Consider the following 18,440-nt stretch of genomic DNA (forward strand, 5'->3'; position numbering starts at 1 on the left):
CTAATCAAGTACCCGCCCAGGCCGTTTGGGTATGGACAGGCATGCTTCCGGTGCGACGCATCAGCTGGGTGAGCTGATGCCGCTCGCGAGCCACTGACTGGTAAAGCCCAGAATGAGGTTCTTCGACCAGTCGGCGACCATAAGAAAATGCGGCAACAGCGTGGATTGCTGCCACCAGGGATCCTGTTGCACCGGCGCCAGGCTGAGCAGGCCGACCAGCAGCACGACCAGCAGCGCGCCACGGGCGGCGCCAAAGGCCATGCCCAGTACGCGGTCGGTGCCGTCCATACCGGTAACCCTGACCAGCTCGCCGATCAGGAAATTGATCAAGGCGCCCACCAGCAAGGTGGCGATGAAGAGAATGGCGCATGCGGCGATGATGCGCGCCGAAGGCATTTCGATGAATTCGGTGAGATGCAGTGACAGGGCGCCGCCGAAGGTCCAGGCAACTACGCCTGCGACTATCCAGGTCAGGAGCGAGAGAGCCTCCTTGACGAAGCCCCGACTCAGACTGACCAGGCTGGAAACGGCGATGATGGCGATTATCGTCCAATCGACCCAGGTGAATGCCACGATGCGGCCCACAAACAGAAAAGGCGCTGCATTTTAGCAGAGCCCTTCCACTCCGGTAACCCGCGAAACAGAAAGGGCTCGATTAACCTGGTCTATCAGGTCTTTTCCGGCTGGAAACGGACGATGAAGCCATTTAGCTTCTGCTGACGGGACAGCTGGTCACGCAGGCGATTGGCCTCGGCACGCTCGATCACCGGACCGACGAACACCCGGTTCATGCCTTCTACGCTGCGGATGTAGGCGTTATAGCCCTGGGTACGCAGGTTCTTTTGCAGATTCTCGGCACTGGCGCGACTGGACAGGCTGGCCAACTGGATCGACCAGCTGACCGGGAGGCCATTGACATCCAGACGCTTCTCTTCGGCCTTGGCGGCCGTAACCGGAGCAGCCGGTGCGGGCGCTGGCGCCTTGGCCTGTGCCGCAGATTGCGGTTGTGGCGGCTGCGGCTGTGGTTGCGCGGGAACCGGAACAGCGGGAGCAGCCGGTTGGGCGGGCGCTGCCGGAGCGGCGCTCTCGGCCGGTGGAATATTGGACGCCAGTGCATCTTCCGCAGGCTCCAACGGCGGCACGGGCTCCTGAGGCAGGGCCTGCGGTTCCGGCACCTGGACCTGCTCGAGTGCCACCGGAGGCATCTCCGGCGCCTTGGGCATGGGCGGAGCCTCGACGACCACTTGGCGCAACTCGTCCTCGCGACTGAACAACATGGGCAGGAAAATCACCGCCAGCGCCACCAGCACCAGAGCGCCGACGATACGTTGCTTGAGTCCCTTGTCCATTACAGCCATTTCCCCTACTCCCCCGCTGCTTGGTTTTCCAGCCAGCTCAGCGCCTCAGCCACACTGTAGAACGAACCGAACACCAGAATTTCGTCGTCCGGTGCCGCCCGCTCACACTGCACTTCGAGCGCTGCGGCGATATTTTCGTGGACACTGACGCTTGCGTGAAGGTTCGTCAATGCCGCCTGCAATTCCGCCGCAGGACGACTACGCGGGGTGGACAACGGCGCCACGGCCCAATGGGCCAGCTGCCCACTCAGGGGAGCGAGAACGCCGGGAAGATCCTTGTCGGAAAGCAGGCCGAAAACAGCCAGACGCTTGCCGGCAACCGGGCGGGCCGCGAGGCGCGCCGCCAGGTACTCGGCGGCATGGGGGTTGTGACCGACATCCAGCAGGAGCGAAACCTTCTTGCCACGCCAATCGAGGCTGCGGCGATCCAGACGCCCGGTGACCCGGGTACCGATCAGCGCAGCCTGGAGGACTTCCGGCTGCCAGGGCATGCCCAGCAGCGCATAGGCCTGGAGCGCCAGGGCGGCGTTTTCCATGGGGAGGTCGAGCAGAGGCAGGTCGTGCAGCTCAAGCACCTGGCCGGACGCGCAAGTACCGCGCCAGTGCCAGCTGACGTCGCCCTGCGCCAGATCGAACTCCCGGCCACGCAGGAACAGCGGTGCGGCAAGCGCGCCCGCCTGGTCCAACAGCGGTTGAGGTGGGTCCAGGTCGCCACAGAGGGCTGGCTTACCTGCGCGGAAGATACCTGCCTTCTCGAATGCCACGCTTTCCCGGGTGTCGCCGAGCCAGTCCGCGTGATCCAGGCCGATGCTGGTCACCAGGGCGAGGTCGGAATCCACCAGGTTGACGGCATCCAGGCGACCGCCCAGGCCAACTTCCAGCACCACGGCATCAAGGCCCGCATGCTGGAACAACCAGAAGGCCGCCAGGGTGCCCATTTCGAAGTAGGTCAGGGACGTTTCGCCACGCGCAGCCTCTACAGCGGCGAAGGCGTTGCAGAGCGCCTGGTCGGTAGCCTCCTGGCCATTCAACTGGACGCGCTCGTTGTAACGCAGCAGGTGCGGTGAGCTGTACACGCCGACCTTGAGCCCCTGGGCGCGCAACAGCGCAGCCAGGAAAGCACAGGTGGAACCCTTGCCGTTGGTGCCAGTGACCGTGATCACCTTCGGTGCCGGCCGGGTCAGGCCGAGTCGGCTGGCAACTTCGCGGCTGCGCTCCAACCCCATATCAATAGCGGTGGGGTGGAGCTGTTCAAGATAGGAAAGCCAGTCGGCAAGGGTTTTCTGGGTCATGCGATAGCCGGGGATGGAAGACGCGTCATCTGCGCCAGCAGCCGACCAAGGCGCTCTCGCAGTTCTGCGCGGGGGATGATCATGTCAATGGCGCCGTGCTCCAGCAGGAACTCGCTACGCTGGAAGCCTTCCGGCAGCTTCTCGCGAACGGTCTGCTCGATCACGCGCGGACCGGCAAAGCCGATCAGGGCGCGCGGCTCGCCGACGATCACGTCGCCGAGCATCGCCAGACTGGCCGAAACGCCACCGTAGACCGGGTCGGTCAGCACGGAAATGAACGGGATGCCCTCTTCACGCAAGCGAGCCAGGACTGCGGAAGTCTTGGCCATCTGCATCAGGGAAATCAGGGCTTCCTGCATACGCGCACCACCAGAGGCGGAGAAGCAGACCAGCGGGCAGCGTTTTTCCAGGGCAACGTTGGCAGCGCGGACGAAGCGCTCACCCACGATGGCGCCCATGGAGCCGCCCATGAAGGAGAATTCGAAGGCACAAGCCACGATCGGCATCTTGTGCAGGGTGCCGCTCATGGCGATCAGTGCATCCTTCTCGCCGGTATCTTTCTGCGCGGAGACCAGGCGGTCCTTGTACTTCTTGCTGTCGCGGAACTTCAGACGATCCACCGGCTCCAGGTCGGCACCGATCTCTTCGCGACCTTCCGCGTCCAGGAAGATGTCCAGGCGGGTGCGCGCGCCGATGCGCATGTGGTGGTTGCACTTAGGGCAGACGTCCAGCGTCTTTTCCAGCTCGGGCTTGTACAGCACCGCCTCGCAGGACGGGCACTTGTGCCAGAGGCCTTCCGGAACGGAGCTCTTCTTCACCTCGGAACGCATGATCGAAGGGATCAGCTTGTCTACCAGCCAGTTGCTCATGCTCTAGTTCTCCACAGCTTTCAGGCCCGAACACGCGCTAGCGGTTCATAGCCCCGCGCATGTCCTTGAGCGAATTCATGGTTGCGACCCCGGCACTCAGCACGCATCCGGGGATCACCCTGGTGATGGCCTCGCCACCACCTTCGTAAAAAACAGGCCCGATCGACGCAGCCTTGCCGCGCGACCCGACAGGCTTCGCCTGACTGGGCAACTCGGTTATGGACGGCAGCGACGCGCTGTCCGTCACATATGCAGGAGACGAGCCAGCACGCGAGTACACGAAATTTTCCGCAATCTGCATGTCAGGCGCGTGCCTGTTGGATGAAGGCTTGAATTTTCGCGGTGTCCTTGATGCCTTTGCTGGCCTCGACACCCCCACTCACGTCCACGGCATAAGGCCGAACCTGGCGCACCGCATCGCCAACGTTCTCGGGGGTCAGACCACCGGCGAGAATCAACGGCTTTGCCGCATTCCGGGGCACCAGGCTCCAGTCGAAGGCTTCGCCGGTGCCACCGGGAGTGCCCGCGACATAGGTGTCGAGCAGAACACCGGACGCCTCGGGATAGCGCGCGATTGCTGCCGCAACGTCGTCACCCGGCTTGACCCGTAGCGCCTTGATATAAGGACGGCCGTAGCCCCCGCAATCCGCCGGGCTTTCATCTCCGTGGAACTGCAGCAGGTCGAGGGGAACCTCTTCGAGCAGTTGCGTCAGTTCAGCTCGCGGCATGTCGACGAAGAGCCCGACAGTGGTCACGAATGGAGGCAGCGCAGCGATGATGGCGCCCGCCTGGGCCGGAGTCACCGCGCGCGGGCTCTTCGCGTAGAACACAAAACCTATGGCATCCGCCCCTGCAGCTACCGCGGCCAGGGCATCCTCGATTCGGGTAATACCACAGATTTTGATGCGAACGGCTGACAAGATGCAGGCACCTGAAGGCTAAAGACCACGGATGTTAGCAAAGGCCCGGCGCAGCGTCAGCCCGCGCAATCCGGCAAACCGGAAAGAAAGTGCGGCCCGAGGTAGCGCTGGGGAAGCTCGAACTCTTCGGGGTATTCGACACGCACCAGATAGAGCCCGTAGGGATGCGCCGTCACGCCACCCTCCCGACGGATCCGCCCTTCCAACACCTGCTTCGCCCAATCTATCGGCTGTTCACCAGCACCGATGGTCATCAGCACACCGGCGATGTTGCGCACCATGTGGTGAAGGAACGCATTGGCGCGGATATCGAGCACGATCATGCGACCGAGCTCGATCAACTCAAGGTGATGCACGGTCTTGATCGGCGACTTCGCCTGGCACTGTCTCGCGCGAAACGCACTGAAATCATGGGTTCCCACCAGACAACGCGCGGCCTCACGCATGCGCTGGGCATCCAGGGGACGGTGGTTCCAGGTCACTTCTTCTGCCATGTGTGCCGGACGAATCTCGTCGTTGTAGATCACATAGCGATAGCGCCGAGCCATGGCGCTGAAGCGGGCATCGAAGTGCTTCGGCATCTCCCTGGCCCAGGTAACGCTGATATCCGGCGGCAGGTTCGCGTTAGCGCCCATCACCCAAGAGAGCGCCGAGCGCGAAACGGGCGTATCGAAGTGCACGACCTGGCCACTGGCGTGCACCATGGCGTCGGTACGTCCAGCGCAGGACAGTGTCACGGGTGCACCCCCCGCCACACGGCAAAGGGCTTTCTCCAACGCGCCCTGGATAGACGGAACTCCATCGATCTGGCGCTGGAAGCCGCGATATCGCGAACCCTTGTATTCGACGCCAAGGGCAATTCTGTAAATGCCAGCGGCAGCCGAAGTGGCTGCCGCTGCGGGTACTACATCAGTCATCTATCAGCTGAGTCGTGCGATCAGTTCGCGCGCTTCCTGTTGCTGGGTGTCACTACCCTCGGACATCACCTCGTCGAGGATGTCGCGAGCACCTTCAGTGTCACCCATGTCGATATAGGCACGAGCCAAATCCAGTTTGGTCGCGGTTTCGTCGGTACCGGAGAGGAAGTCGAAGTCGTCTTCCTCGCCCAGTCCCAGGCCGAGGTCGGCCGCCTCATCTTCCAGCACGGCAACCGGCTCGGGCTCCGGCGCTTGCTGCAGGCTGTCGGAAAGCTGATCCAGCTCGGCAGTCACTTCGTCGAGCTGCGCGGCAAAGCTATCGTTGTCTGCCAGCGGCTCTGCAATCGGCTCGTCGGGAAGCGAGAGGTCGAAATCGGCCGGCAGATCGAGAAGGGCTTCGCTTGCCTTTTCCGCTACCGGAGCCGGGGCGTCGACGGTCAGCGGCGCATCGAGGTCGCTGTCCAGGCTCAGCAGGAAATCGTCCTCTTCCGCCGTCGCCGGCTGGGTGGTCGGCCCCAGGTCGAGGCTGAAATCAGCGAGATCATCGCTAAGCTCCAGGCTCTCGTCGCCTGTCAGCAGTTCGTCGCTGCCGCCGATGTCCAGGTCGAAGTCCAGGTCATTTTCGGCCTTGGCCGGAGCAGAAGCCGGGAGGTCGAGTTCCAGATCGTCCAGCCCCAGCTCATCGACTGGCGCTGCAGCAGGCTGGATGGCCGCCGGTTTTTCGTCTGCAAGTTCCAGGTCGAGATCGAGATCGGAACCCAGATCATCCAGGCTCAGGTCGAATGCATCGTCCAGGTCCGCCCCGCTGCTTGCCGGCGCGGTTGCCGGAACATCATCGAGGGTCAGGTCATCGAGACTGAAGCTGTCGAGATCGTCTGCCGCAGCCAGACCCGCGGCCGCACTGGCTGCCACGGCAGCAACGGCCATGGCTGGGTACTTGCCTTTCAGTTGGTCGATTTCGCCAGCTGCACCGCCAATCTCGCGGAGCTCGCTTTCCTGGCGGGCGAATCCTTCGCGATCACCCAGTTCGGCGTAGACCTCCATCAGCTTGAGGCGAAGATCGCTGCGATGCGGCTCATCGTTGATGGCGTTCTGCAACAGCTCGGCAGCCTGGTTGAAGCGACCGTAGGCGATATAGATGTCGGCCTCGCTGAGCACGTCGCCGGTTTGCGCGGTGACACGCTCGTCAGCCTTGGCAGGCGCGGTGTCCGGCACATCGGCAACGGCGGTATCCAGTTCCGGGCTATCGAGACCAGCGAAGCTGTCGTCCTTCAGGTCAAGGTCGCCGTCGAAGCTGTTCTCGTCGTCCTGCGCGGCAAGGCTGTTCTGCAGCTCGGCCTCTTTCAGGGCGTTGCGACGCGACAGCACCATCAGCAGGACCAGCAGAGCGACGAGTGCGCTACCGCCGGCCAGGAGGAGCAGCATGGGGTTGGCCAGCACATCGTCGATGATGCTGGACTGCGGCGGCTCGACCACAGGCGCGGCCGGGGCGGTCTGCACGGGTTTGACTGGAGCTGCCGGCTTGGCGGGCTCTGCCGGCTTCGGCGGCTGAGCAGCGGCGGTCGCCTCAGGCTGGGCAGGAGTTGCCGGCTGGTCAGGGGCTACAGGCTGCGCTGGAGCGACAGCAGTCGGCTCGACCGGGACTGCGGCTGCCGGGGCGGCAGGTTGGGCCGGTGCCGGGGTCGGCGCTTCAGCTACTGGCGCGGAAGGCGCCGCCGGTGTAACGGTAGCGGGCTCGGCAGGCGTAGCGGCAGGCTGGGCCGGCGCTGCGGGAGCTGCGGGAGCTGCGGCGGGCGCTGCAGCGGCGGCAGGAGCAGCTGGAGCCTGCTTGCCTTGATCAGCCATGTTGGACTGCAGCTTCGCCAGCTGGTCGTCCTTGAGCTGGATCAGACGCTGCAGCTTGTCCATCTGGCTCTGCAGGTCGGTCATCCGGCTCTTCAGTTCATCATTTTCGCGACGGGTCGAATCCAGGCTTTCCTGGGTTACGGCCAGCTTGTCGCTGAGCGCCTTGCTTTCGCCGTTGGCACCCTTGTCGCTGCCACTGGAAGACTTACCGCTCGCAGCGGAAACCAGGCGCAGATTGTCCTGGGTCTCAACTTTCTCCGGGGCGTCACCTGCACTGCTGCGTTTGGTGGCGTCGAGCTGGCGTTTGCCCTCCCCTGCCAGGCTGCGACCTTCGCGCCAGGCGGTGTTCTGAGCCTGCACCTGGGAAATGGCCTCGGCCTGGGTACGGCTGGCGATCTGCTTTTCATCGGGCAGACGCAACACCTGGCCGCTCTTCAGGCGATTGATGTTGCCATCAACGAAAGCGTCCGGGTTCAGGTCCTGGATGGCCAGCATGGCCTGGTGCACCGAGCCACTGGCGCGGCTGCGCTCAGCAATCTCCCAGAGGGTATCGCGGGAGGTGGTGCGGTATTGGTCGGTCGGAGCCTTGGGCGCCGCCGGGGCGGGAGCGGGAGCCGGTGCCGGCGCCGGAGCACTGGGGCGCGGCGCAGCGGCGGACGCTGCCGGGGCACTGCGAACGGGCGCGGTAGACGGCGCTACTGCGGGACGCGGTGCTGGAGCGGGGGCGGCGACCGGAATTTTCGGCGCAGCGGCGGCGGCGGCCTGCGGCGAGTACAGGGGCGGATCGAGAAGCAGCGTGTACTCACGCAGCAGGCGGCCATTGGGCCAGAGCACCTCGACCAGGAAGTTCAGATAGGGTTCGCGGACCGGCTTGGTGGAGGTCACCCGGATAACGCTGCGGCCGTTGGGCTTGACCACCGGGGTGAACTTGAGGTCCTGCAGGAAGTACTGGCGATCGACGCCGGCCTTGGAGAATTCCTCGGCCGCTGCCAGGTTCGGCTTGACCTCGGCAGACGCCAGGTCACGCACTTCGAGCAGCTCGATCTCCGCATCCAGAGGCTGGTTCAAGGAAGAACGCAGGGTGACTTCCCCGAGTCCCAAGGCGTTGGCCACGCCCGAAGTCAGCGCGGATGCAGCCGCGATTGCCAGCACAAGTTTGCGAACCCGAACCATAGAGTGATTCCCTTGTTTTATCTTTTTTCTCGCGGGGCGAGAGGAGGGTCTTAAGTCGCTGCCTGCGCACGCCGAAACGGCGGCTCCCCATCAACGATAAGGCCAAGCCAGTATTGTCAAGCTAGAATAGTTCTACAAATTTTCAGGTAAGTATCTTTGACAGATAGTGTTTTATCAACAACTCGGCCGACTGCACAGCATTGAGCGCAGCGCCTTTTCTTGCATTATCTGAAGCAATCCACAAATTGAGTTCGCACGGGTCATCCAACCCACCCCGAACCCGGCCTACATATACCGAATCCTGCCCTACGGCGTCGCCGACAGCGGTCGGATAATCGCCCTCTTCTTCCACAAACTCGACGCCCGGCGCGATCCCGAGCTGCTCGCGTACCTTGGCAACATCCACCGACTGCTCAGCCACGACCGAAACCGCCAGGCTGTCACCAAAGAAGACCGGAGCCAGGGCGCAGGTGGCGGACACACGCAGAGCCGGTTCACCGAGCAACTGCTTGATCTCGCCCGCCAGGCGGCGCTCCAGGACGGCATGCCCTTCGGCATCCGGCGCGCCGGCCTGCGCCAGGACGTTGAAGGCGATCTGCCGATCGAAGAAGCGCGGCTCCAGAGGCCGCGCGTTGAGCAGTTCGGCTGTCTGGCGCGCCAGCTCGACTACGCCTTCGCGACCACGGCAGGACACCGCCAGACTGGCCATCACGCTGAGGCGCTGCGGCTTGAGCAGACCCTTGAGCGGCGCCAGCACGCACGCCAGAGCCACCGACGAGGCACTGGGGCTGGTCAATTGATAGGGAGCCGGGAGCGTTTCGAGCAGCTGCGGGTTGGCTTCCGGAACCAGGGCTGGAGCGGTAATCGGATCAAGCGCACCGGACAGGTCGATCAGCGAGCATCCTGCCGCCGTCGCGCGAGGGGCAAAGCTGCGCGTCACCGCTTCGCCGGCCGCAAAGAAGGCCAGACGTACTTGGGAAAAATCGAACTCGGCTACATCCCGCACCCGCAGGTTGCGTCCTTTGAAAGGCAGCGATGAGCCGGCGGATTCGCCACTGGCAAGCAGATAAAGGTTGCCGACCGGAAATTCCCGCTCTTCGAGGAGCTGGACGAGGGTTTCGCCAACGGTGCCGGTGGCGCCGATCACGGCGATATCAAGGGACTGGCTCATAGGGGGGATACTTCTGGCGATGCGAGGAGCGGCACTTTAACCGCCACCCCGCATGCAGGCAATCGAGGGTCAGAGGGTGCCGACGAGCCTCATCGACACCCTGCGATCCATCAACGCTCCAGCAGGATGCGCAGCATACGGCGCAGCGGTTCGGCAGCGCCCCAGAGCAGCTGGTCGCCCACGGTGAAGGCGCCCAGGTACTGCGAACCCATGTTGAGCTTGCGCAGACGGCCGACCGGAACGGTCAGGGTACCGGTCACGGCAGTCGGGGTGAGTTCGCGCATGCTGATTTCGCGCTGGTTCGGCACCAGTTTCACCCAGGGATTGTGCTGGCTGATCATGCCTTCGATGTCGGCTATCGGCACATCCTTGTTCAGCTTGATGGTCAGCGCCTGGCTGTGGCAACGCATGGCGCCGATGCGCACGCAGATGCCATCCACCGGGATCGGGCTCTTGAAGCGACCGAGGATCTTGTTGGTCTCGGCTTGGCCTTTCCACTCTTCGCGGCTCTGGCCGTTGGGCAGTTCCTTGTCGATCCACGGGATCAGGCTGCCGGACAGGGGCACACCGAAGTTCTCGGTGGGAAAATCTTCGCCGCGCATGGCTTCAGCCACTTTGCGATCGATGTCGAGGATGGCACTAGCCGGGTTCGCCAGATCATCGGCCACCGCCGCGTGGGTCGCGCCCATCTGCTTGATCAGTTCGCGCATGTTCTGCGCGCCAGCGCCGGAGGCCGCCTGGTAGGTCATGGCGCTCATCCACTCGACCAGGCCGGCTTCGAACAGGCCGCCCAAGGCCATCAGCATCAGGCTGACGGTGCAGTTGCCGCCGATGTAGTTCTTGGTGCCGGCGTCCAGTTGCTGGTCGATGACCCGACGGTTGACCGGATCGAGCACGATCACCGCGTCATCCTGCATACGCAGGCTGGAGGCGGCGTCGATCCAGTAGCCCTGCCAACCGGCTTCGCGCAGCCTGGGGAAAACCTCGTTGGTGTAGTCGCCACCCTGGCAGGTCAGGATCACATCGAGGGTCTTCAGCTCGTCGATGCTGTAGGCGTCCTTCAGCGGGGCAACGTCCTTGCCGACCGCGGGGCCCTGGCCACCAACATTGGAAGTAGTGAAGAACACCGGCTCGATCAGGTCGAAATCCCGCTCTTCCAGCATTCGCTGCATGAGCACGGAACCCACCATGCCGCGCCAACCGATCAGACCTACACGCTTCATGACAACTACACCTTTCGTGAAAAAGTGGGCCGCTGGTTTTCCAGCGGGCCCGACAGATTACAGATTCCGCAGTGCTGCGACCACAGCATCGCCCATTTCGCGGGTACCGACCTTGGTCGCACCGGCGGAGTAGATATCGCCCGTCCGCAGCCCCTGATCCAGCACCAGGCTGACGGCCTTCTCGATGGCGTCGGCGGCAGCGGTCTGGTTGAAGCTGTAGCGGAGCATCATCGATACGGAAAGTATGGTCGCCAATGGGTTGGCGATGCCTTGGCCGGCGATGTCCGGTGCCGAGCCGTGGCAGGGTTCGTACATGCCCTTGTTGTTCGAATCCAGCGAGGCAGAAGGCAGCATGCCGATGGAACCAGTGAGCATGGAAGCCTCATCCGACAGGATGTCGCCGAACATGTTGTCGGTGACCATCACGTCGAACTGCTTGGGCGCACGCACCAGCTGCATGGCAGCGTTGTCGACGTACATGTGGCTGAGTTCGATGTCCGGATAGTCCTTGGCCACCTCTTCAACCACTTCGCGCCACAGCTGGCTGGAGGCCAGGACGTTGGCCTTGTCCACCGAGCACAGCTTCTTGTCGCGCACGCGGGCCATGTCGAAACCAACTCGGGCAATGCGGCGGATCTCGCTCTCGCTGTACGGCAGGGTGTCGTACGCCTGGCGCTCGCCGTTTTCCAGCACGCGCTGTTCGCGGGGCTGGCCGAAATAGATGCCGCCGGTCAGTTCGCGGACGATGAGGATGTCCAGGCCGGCGACCACTTCCGGCTTGAGGCTCGAAGCGTCGGCCAGTTGCGGATAGAGGATGGCCGGGCGCAGGTTGGCGAACAGGCCCAGTTGCGAACGGATCTTCAGCAGGCCGCGCTCCGGACGGATGTCGCGCTCGATCTTGTCCCATTTCGGACCGCCCACGGCGCCCAGCAGGACGGCATCGGCCTTGCGCGCACGTTCCAGGGTTTCGTCGGCCAGGGGCACGCCATGCTTGTCGATGGCGGCGCCACCGATGACATCCTCGGTCAGCTCGAAGCCGAGCTGGAACTTGTCATTGGCAACTTCCAGCACCTTGATCGCTTCGGCCATGATCTCCGGGCCGATACCGTCGCCGGGGAGAATCAGAATCTGCTTGCTCATGCTTTCCTCTCGTTAGGCGCACTCCGCGCCATGCAATTCGTTCTAGCGTTCGGCCCAGAGCACCAGGACATCGGTACTGAAGGAGCCGCCCGCGGCAATCTCGAAATACTCGCGAACCTCATCGCCCACCGCGTTCTGCAAGGCCAGGATCGCCTCGCGAAACACCATCGGCGTGCGCATGCGCTCGACCCAGGAAGTGAACTCCAGGCGCAGGCGCTGGCGGGTATGGCTTCGGGTAGCCAGGCCGGCCTCGGCTACCTGGCGCAGCCACTCGGCGGGCGAGTAGTTGCGCACATGGCTGGTGTCGCGCAGCACTTCGACGGCCTGCAGGTGAGTGTCCAGCAACGGACGACCCGGCGAAGCAACGTCGATGAAGGCCGCCACGCCGCCCGGCTTCAGCACCCGACGCACCTCGCGCAGGGCTACGCCCACGTCGCTCCAGTGGTGCGCCGAATATCGGCTGAAGACGAAATCGAAGCTGGCATCGGCAAACGGCAGCGCTTCCGCCGCCCCTTGCTGCGTGGCCACGTTGCCGAGCCCACGCTGGGCAGCGGCACTCGCCACCACGTCGAGCATCTGCTGAGAGAGATCGTACGCAACGACTTCACCGACCAACGGCGCCACATTAAAGGCCACATGACCCGCACCGCAGCCGAGGTCGAGCACACGCGCATCGCGACGTCCGTCCACTTCAGCCTGCAGCAGGGCGAACTCGGCGCCCTGGGCATGCACAGCACTGCTCAGGTAAGCAGCGGCCTGTTCGCCGAACTGACTCTGGACTACCTGTTCATGGGCCTTGTCGTTCACTTCGTGCTCCTGGATATCAGGCGTCGCGGAACAGCCAGGGGCTGCCCTGGCGGTATTTGCCTTCGAAGGCCTTGATCGCCTCGGCGTCCTGCAGGGTCAGGCCGATGTCGTCCAGACCGTTGAGCAGGCAATGCTTGCGGAACGCATCCACCTCGAAGCTGTACTGCTTGCCATCCGGGCGGGTCACGGTCTGCGCGGCGAGGTCGACGGTCAGTTGGTAACCCTCGGCGGCTTCGCACTGCTGGAAGAGTTCGTCGACTTCCTCGTCCTTCAGGATGATCGGCAGCAGGCCGTTCTTGAAGCTGTTGTTGAAGAAGATGTCGGCGTAGCTCGGCGCGATGATGGCGCGGAAGCCGTACTCCTCCAATGCCCAGGGCGCGTGCTCACGGGAGGAGCCGCAACCGAAGTTCTCGCGGGCGAGCAGCACGCTGGCGCCCTGGTAGCGCGGGAAGTTCAGCACGAAGTCCTTATTCACCGGACGCTTGGAGTTGTCCTGGTTGGGCTGCCCCACATCCAGGTAACGCCATTCGTCGAACAGGTTGGGACCGAAGCCGGTGCGCTTGATCGACTTGAGGAACTGCTTGGGAATGATCTGATCGGTGTCGACGTTGGCGCGATCCAGCGGAGCGACGAGACCGGTGTGTTGGGTAAAGGCTTTCATCTCGACTCTCCTTCCTTACTTGAGCAGCTCGCGAACATCGACAAAACGGCCGGTCACCGCAGCAGCGGCGGCCATGGCCGGGCTGACCAGGTGGGTACGACCACCGGCGCCCTGACGTCCCTCGAAGTTGCGGTTGGAGGTGGAAGCGCAATGCTCGCCACTCTCCAGGCGGTCCGGGTTCATCGCCAGGCACATGGAGCAGCCCGGCTCACGCCATTCGAAGCCCGCCTCGAGGAAGATCTTGTCCAGGCCTTCCTTCTCGGCCTGTTGCTTGACCAGACCGGAGCCCGGCACCACCAGCGCCTGCTTGACGGTGGCGGCGACTTTGCGGCCCTTGGCGACTTCTGCGGCAGCGCGCAGGTCTTCGATACGCGAGTTGGTGCAGGAACCGATGAATACGCGGTCCAGCTGGATATCGGTGATCGCCTGGTTGGCGGCGAGGCCCATGTATTTCAGCGCGCGCTCGATGGAACCGCGCTTGACCGGATCGGCTTCAGCGGCCGGGTCCGGCACGCGCTGGTCGACCGGCAGCACCATCTCCGGCGAAGTGCCCCAGCTCACCTGCGGCTTGATGTCTTCGGCACGCAGTTCGACCACGGTATCGAAGTGCGCGTCGGTATCGGAGACCAGGTCGCGCCAGGCGGCGACTGCCTTGTCCCAGTCAGCGCCCTTCGGCGCGAAGGGGCGGCCTTCAACGTAAGCGACGGTCTTTTCGTCCACCGCCACCAGGCCGACGCGGGCACCGGCTTCGATAGACATGTTGCAAATGGTCATGCGGCCTTCGACGGACAGGTCACGGATGGCGCTTCCGGCGAACTCCAGGGCATGGCCATTGCCGCCAGCGGTGCCGATCTTGCCGATCACAGCCAGAACGATGTCCTTCGCGGTAACGCCGGCGGGCAGCTTGCCCTCCACGCGCACCTGCATGTTCTTCATCTTCTTCGCCACCAGGCACTGGGTGGCCAGCACGTGCTCGACTTCGGAGGTACCGATGCCGTGGGCCAGCGCACCGAAGGCGCCATGGGTGGACGTGTGCGAGTCACCGCAGACCACGGTCATCCCCGGCAGGGTGGCGCCCTGCTCCGGGCCGACCACGTGGACGATGCCCTGGCGCACGTCGTTCATCTTGAACTCGAGGATGCCGAAGTCATCGCAGTTCTCGTCCAGGGTTTTGACCTGGATGCGCGACACCTCGTCAGCGATCGCTTCGAGGCCGCCCTGGCGCTCGGCGCGGGTGGTCGGCACGTTGTGGTCCGGAGTGGCGATGTTGGCGTCGATGCGCCAGGGCTTGCGACCCGCCAGACGCAGCCCTTCGAAGGCCTGCGGCGAGGTCACTTCGTGAAGGATGTGACGGTCGATGTAGATCAGCGACGAACCATCGTCGCGGCGCTTCACCTCGTGAGCATCCCAGAGCTTGTCGTAGAGCGTCTTGCCGGCCATCGTCAGGTCCTCATCAGCTTGTTTCTGTGCGCAGGGGTCGAAAGCCCCTTTTGCTTGTGGGGACGATCGTAGGGGCTTGCATCCAATAACTCAAATTCATATTTTTTATTTAAAGCATTCCACTAAGGAATGCATATCCTAGCGGCGCAACCCACGGAGCCCAGATATGGATTTGGCCAGCCTCAATGCTTTCATCGCTATCGCCGAGACCGGCAGCTTCTCCGAAGCCGGGGAACGCCTGCACCTGACCCAGCCTGCGGTGAGCAAGCGCATCGCCTCGCTGGAACAGCAGCTCAGTGTGCGCCTGTTCGACCGTCTGGGTCGCGAAGTGAGTTTGACCGAAGCCGGGCGCGCCCTGCTCCCGCGCGCCTATCAGATCCTCAACGTGCTGGACGACACCCGCCGCGCGCTGAGCAACCTTTCCGGTGATATCAGCGGCCGCCTGACCCTGGCCACCAGCCACCACATTGGGCTGCACCGCCTGCCGCCACTGCTCCGCGCCTTTACCCGCGCCTATCCTCAGGTTGCCCTGGACATCCAGTTCCTGGATTCGGAAGTGGCCTATGAGGAAATCCTCCACGGACGCGTGGAACTGGCGGTGATCACCCTCGCACCGGAAACCGCGCTGCCCGTGCAGGCGGTGCCGGTATGGAACGACCCGCTGGATTTCGTCGCTGCGCCGGAACATCCCCTGGCCCGCGACAAGACCATCTTCCTTCCCGACGTGGCACGGCATCCGGCGGTATTCCCGGGCGGCAACACGTTCACCCACCACATCGTCCGCCGCATGTTCGAGGCCGAGGGCCTGATGCCGAACATCGCCATGAGCACCAACTACATGGAGACCATCAAGATGATGGTTTCCATCGGCATCGCCTGGAGCGTGCTGCCACGCACCATGCTCGACGACTCGGTGGTACGCCTGCCCCTGCAGGACATCCAGCTTTCGCGCCAGCTCGGCTACATCCTGCACACCGAGCGCACACTCTCCAACGCGGCCAAGGCCTTCATGGCGCTGCTGGATGCGCAACGCGACGACCTTGCATACCTGTGAAGGCACAGATAAGTTGAGGCGCACTCCATAAGAACAGGGTCGGGAAGGCGTCAGGCACATCCCCGCGATTCACCGACCCGAACATCTGCCCTATCGCCGGAAAGGGGCCGCGCTGAACGGCGCCCGGTTGGGGGCCTGGTCCTGGGACATCGATTCCGGCCAGGTCAACTGGTCCCGCGGCGCCCAGGCCCTGTTCGGCCTGGCCCCTCACCGTCCGCTGCGCCACCCAGTGAATTACATCCAGCTGATCCCCGAGGACGATCGCGTCGAAGTACTGCGCCTGTTCCGCGAAGTGCTCGACGGCCGCCAATCCGAACGCGCCATGCGGCACCGCATCCGCTGGCCCGATGGCACGCTGCATTGGCTGGAGATCAGCGGCAGCCTGCAGCCCACTGACGGCCGACGCCGCATGATCGGCGTGCTCCGCGACGTCACCCAGCAACAGCAGCGCGCCCCGGACCTGGCCAACTCCCGGCAGCGTTACTCCAGCCTGTTCCACCTGAGCCCGGACGTCGTGCTGCTGGTCCGCCTCACCGACAGCCTGATAGTCGAGGCCAACCAGCACTTCGAGCACGTACTGGGCTGGCCGGTGTCCGAAACCATCGGCCGCACCACCCTGGAGTTGGGCATCTGGGTAGACCTCGAGCAGCGCGAGTGGCTGCTGCGTAATGCCCGCAACATTGGCGCGCCGATCTCCCAGGAAGTGAAACTGCGCACGCGCAACGGAGGCATTCTGGACGGCGTGCTCTCCAGCCAGTACATCGAACTGGAAGATCAGCCGTTCGCGATCAGTACCTTCCTCGAAATTGCAGCCGGTGGCCGATGCCATTCTGCCGTTCGTGCAGGATGATTTCAGCGCATTGATCGATCGGCAGCTAGGACTGTTTTAATGGCGTGAATGACATGATTGAGCCAGGCCAGGGCCGGTGGAAGATTCTATGGTTGTGGGCAAGCCAATTTCCCGCTTTTTGTACGACCGTCGGGGCCAGCGGGCCGAGGAATCACCCACCTTTAAAGTGAAGTACTGAAGGTGGCAGCGCGATGTTTTCGTAATCGTTAAGTTGCGGGCCGTTGATAGGCAAAGAAAGAGCGGCCCTTGGCCGACCGCCCTTTTTACTTGCGCGTTGTTGGTTGTAAGCGTTCCTCGATGATATCTAGAAAGCAGAGATGGGAACTATCATTTACCACTATCAACGGTGCCGGATAGGATTATTGCGACTTCCTGGGCTTGGCCGAGACGGCTTCAATTTCGAAGTGCATGGTTCCCATAGCCAGTCCGCTTACTCCAACAAGAGTATGGGTTGGTGGATTTTCACCCCAGGTTCTTTTTACCACAGCTGCCAACTCCGCGGTTTTTTCTTCGTTGATATCAACGATATAGGTTCTGATTTGAATGACCGAGGCGAAGTCATGTCCTGCAGACTCCAAGGCGGACTTCAGATTGTCGAAGGATCTTTGAACCTGTTGAGGGAATTCGATGCTGGGTACTGTTCCATCGGTATTCGATGCCCACTGCCCAGAAATAAGGACGAAATCATAATCATTGGGTGAAATGGCTATAACATGACTATAGCCAAAAGGCACTGGGTTATGGATTTTTTCGGGATTTAAAAACTTATGAGACATTTTATTTACCTATGGGTTAGATAGTTTTTAATTACCGCCGTAAGCATTTCAATTATCAGTAGAAATAAATTACCGGTAAATTCCCATTTACAGAACTTGACTTACTCCAAATCGAAACTTTTATTCAGCTGTAGTGCACTAAATAGTCGGCGCCGAGGCCCTGCTCCGCTGGCAGCATCCGACGCTGGGCCAGCAGTCTCCCGGCCAGTTCATCCAGGTCCTGGAGGAAAGCGGCCTGATCCTGGAAGTGGGCGCCTGGGTACTGGATGAAACGTGCAACGCCTGCGAGCAGCTAACGGCGGAGGGCCTGGTCGCAGCCGGAGAATTCAGCCTGTGCGTGAACATCAGCCCACGACAGTTCCGCCAGAGCGATTTCGTCGAGCGGGTCGAACGCACCCTGCAACGGAGCCAGCTACCGGCCCAACTGCTGAAAATGGAGGTCACCGAAGGCATCGTCATCCAGAACATCGAGGACACCATCGGCAAGATGCGGCGCCTGAAGAAGCTTGGCGCCAGCTTCGCGATGGATGACTTCGGCACCGGCTACTCGTCCCTGACCTACCTGAAGCGGTTACCGGTCGATGCGCTGAAGATCGATCAGTCCTTCGTTCGCGACGCCACCCAGGACCCCAACGACGCCGAGATCATCCGAGCGATCGTCGCCATGGCGCGCAGCCTGGGGCTGGAAATCATCGCCGAGGGCGTGGAACGCGACGAGCAGTTGGCATTCCTCGAGCAACAGGGCTGCCACCTGTACCAGGGTTACCTGTACAGCAAACCGGTACCGTTGGCGGAGTTCCGCGCGCTGTTGGCGCACAGTCAGCAACGACCCTCACCCGCCTGAAGCCGGCACAAAAAAGGTTCTTCACGGATTACCGGGGAAGGCGGCTTTGATTTTCATGAAAAAGAAGTCGCTGTCCCGATAGCCGTAGGCCATGCGCTTG

At 62.8% G+C, this 18,440-nt stretch carries 16 protein-coding genes and 2 pseudogenes; 3 read left to right on the forward strand and 15 right to left on the reverse strand.

The window, feature by feature from the left end; all coding sequences use genetic code 11:
• Positions 1-60: 60 nt before the first annotated feature.
• From MnOB_RS17145 to leuC, 14 genes are all read right to left on the reverse strand, one after another.
• Positions 61-573, reverse strand: coding sequence for a CvpA family protein (locus MnOB_RS17145; RefSeq protein WP_077525450.1), 513 nt, complete (start codon positions 571-573; stop codon positions 61-63).
• A 95-nt stretch (positions 574-668) separates the two neighbouring features.
• Positions 669-1,358, reverse strand: a complete 690-nt coding sequence (locus MnOB_RS17150) for an SPOR domain-containing protein (RefSeq protein ID WP_077525426.1) — start codon at positions 1,356-1,358, stop codon at positions 669-671.
• Between the two features lie 5 nt (positions 1,359-1,363).
• Complete coding sequence (gene folC, locus MnOB_RS17155; protein WP_077525427.1) at positions 1,364-2,650, reverse strand: bifunctional tetrahydrofolate synthase/dihydrofolate synthase; 1,287 nt, start codon at positions 2,648-2,650, stop codon at positions 1,364-1,366.
• Positions 2,647-3,519: an acetyl-CoA carboxylase, carboxyltransferase subunit beta gene (gene accD / locus MnOB_RS17160; RefSeq protein ID WP_077525428.1), complete on the reverse strand. Its 873-nt coding sequence runs from the start codon at positions 3,517-3,519 to the stop codon at positions 2,647-2,649. The genes folC and accD overlap by 4 nt, the downstream gene beginning before the upstream one ends.
• 37 nt (positions 3,520-3,556) lie before the next feature.
• Complete coding sequence (locus tag MnOB_RS17165) at positions 3,557-3,820, reverse strand: hypothetical protein (protein ID WP_077525429.1); 264 nt, start codon at positions 3,818-3,820, stop codon at positions 3,557-3,559.
• 1 nt (position 3,821) lies between these two features.
• Positions 3,822-4,439: a phosphoribosylanthranilate isomerase gene (locus MnOB_RS17170; protein ID WP_077525430.1), complete on the reverse strand. Its 618-nt coding sequence runs from the start codon at positions 4,437-4,439 to the stop codon at positions 3,822-3,824.
• Positions 4,440-4,495: 56 nt separating this feature from the next.
• Positions 4,496-5,356 carry a tRNA pseudouridine(38-40) synthase TruA gene (gene truA, locus MnOB_RS17175; protein WP_077525431.1) on the reverse strand — a complete coding sequence of 287 codons (861 nt, stop codon included), beginning with the start codon at positions 5,354-5,356 and terminating at the stop codon, positions 4,496-4,498.
• 3 nt (positions 5,357-5,359) lie between these two features.
• Positions 5,360-8,374, reverse strand: a complete 3,015-nt coding sequence (locus tag MnOB_RS17180) for a motility hub landmark protein FimV (RefSeq protein WP_077525432.1) — start codon at positions 8,372-8,374, stop codon at positions 5,360-5,362.
• A gap of 142 nt (positions 8,375-8,516) precedes the next feature.
• Entirely contained in the window at positions 8,517-9,545 is a 1,029-nt protein-coding gene (locus tag MnOB_RS17185) for an aspartate-semialdehyde dehydrogenase (protein ID WP_077525433.1), read from the reverse strand.
• A gap of 110 nt (positions 9,546-9,655) precedes the next feature.
• The gene (gene asd, locus MnOB_RS17190; RefSeq protein ID WP_077525434.1) at positions 9,656-10,768 is read right to left on the reverse strand and encodes an aspartate-semialdehyde dehydrogenase; all 1,113 of its coding nucleotides are present in this window, start codon (positions 10,766-10,768) and stop codon (positions 9,656-9,658) included.
• 57 nt (positions 10,769-10,825) lie between these two features.
• Complete coding sequence (gene leuB / locus MnOB_RS17195; RefSeq protein WP_077525435.1) at positions 10,826-11,908, reverse strand: 3-isopropylmalate dehydrogenase; 1,083 nt, start codon at positions 11,906-11,908, stop codon at positions 10,826-10,828.
• Positions 11,909-11,950: 42 nt separating this feature from the next.
• Positions 11,951-12,715 carry a class I SAM-dependent methyltransferase gene (locus MnOB_RS17200; RefSeq protein ID WP_077525436.1) on the reverse strand — a complete coding sequence of 255 codons (765 nt, stop codon included), beginning with the start codon at positions 12,713-12,715 and terminating at the stop codon, positions 11,951-11,953.
• A gap of 16 nt (positions 12,716-12,731) precedes the next feature.
• Entirely contained in the window at positions 12,732-13,376 is a 645-nt protein-coding gene (gene leuD, locus MnOB_RS17205) for a 3-isopropylmalate dehydratase small subunit (protein WP_077525437.1), read from the reverse strand.
• A gap of 15 nt (positions 13,377-13,391) precedes the next feature.
• A complete protein-coding gene (leuC, locus tag MnOB_RS17210) occupies positions 13,392-14,816 on the reverse strand; it encodes a 3-isopropylmalate dehydratase large subunit (RefSeq protein WP_077525438.1) in 1,425 nt (474 codons plus the stop codon).
• A gap of 166 nt (positions 14,817-14,982) precedes the next feature.
• Here leuC and MnOB_RS17215 point away from each other — a divergent pair, with 166 nt between their 5' ends.
• Positions 14,983-15,870: a LysR family transcriptional regulator gene (locus MnOB_RS17215; protein ID WP_077525439.1), complete on the forward strand. Its 888-nt coding sequence runs from the start codon at positions 14,983-14,985 to the stop codon at positions 15,868-15,870.
• A gap of 112 nt (positions 15,871-15,982) precedes the next feature.
• Positions 15,983-16,609, forward strand: a pseudogene (locus tag MnOB_RS17220) (PAS domain-containing protein); the annotation flags it as partial.
• Between the two features lie 470 nt (positions 16,610-17,079).
• On the opposite strand, the gene MnOB_RS17225 reads toward MnOB_RS17220, so the two are convergent.
• Complete coding sequence (locus tag MnOB_RS17225; RefSeq protein WP_077525441.1) at positions 17,080-17,496, reverse strand: RidA family protein; 417 nt, start codon at positions 17,494-17,496, stop codon at positions 17,080-17,082.
• Between the two features lie 142 nt (positions 17,497-17,638).
• Between MnOB_RS17225 and MnOB_RS17230 the strand changes: the two are divergent.
• Positions 17,639-18,340, forward strand: a pseudogene (locus tag MnOB_RS17230) (putative bifunctional diguanylate cyclase/phosphodiesterase); the annotation flags it as partial.
• Positions 18,341-18,440 lie beyond the last annotated feature (100 nt).

Source organism: Metapseudomonas resinovorans, assembly GCF_002003485.1.
Lineage (GTDB): Bacteria > Pseudomonadota > Gammaproteobacteria > Pseudomonadales > Pseudomonadaceae > Metapseudomonas > Metapseudomonas resinovorans_D.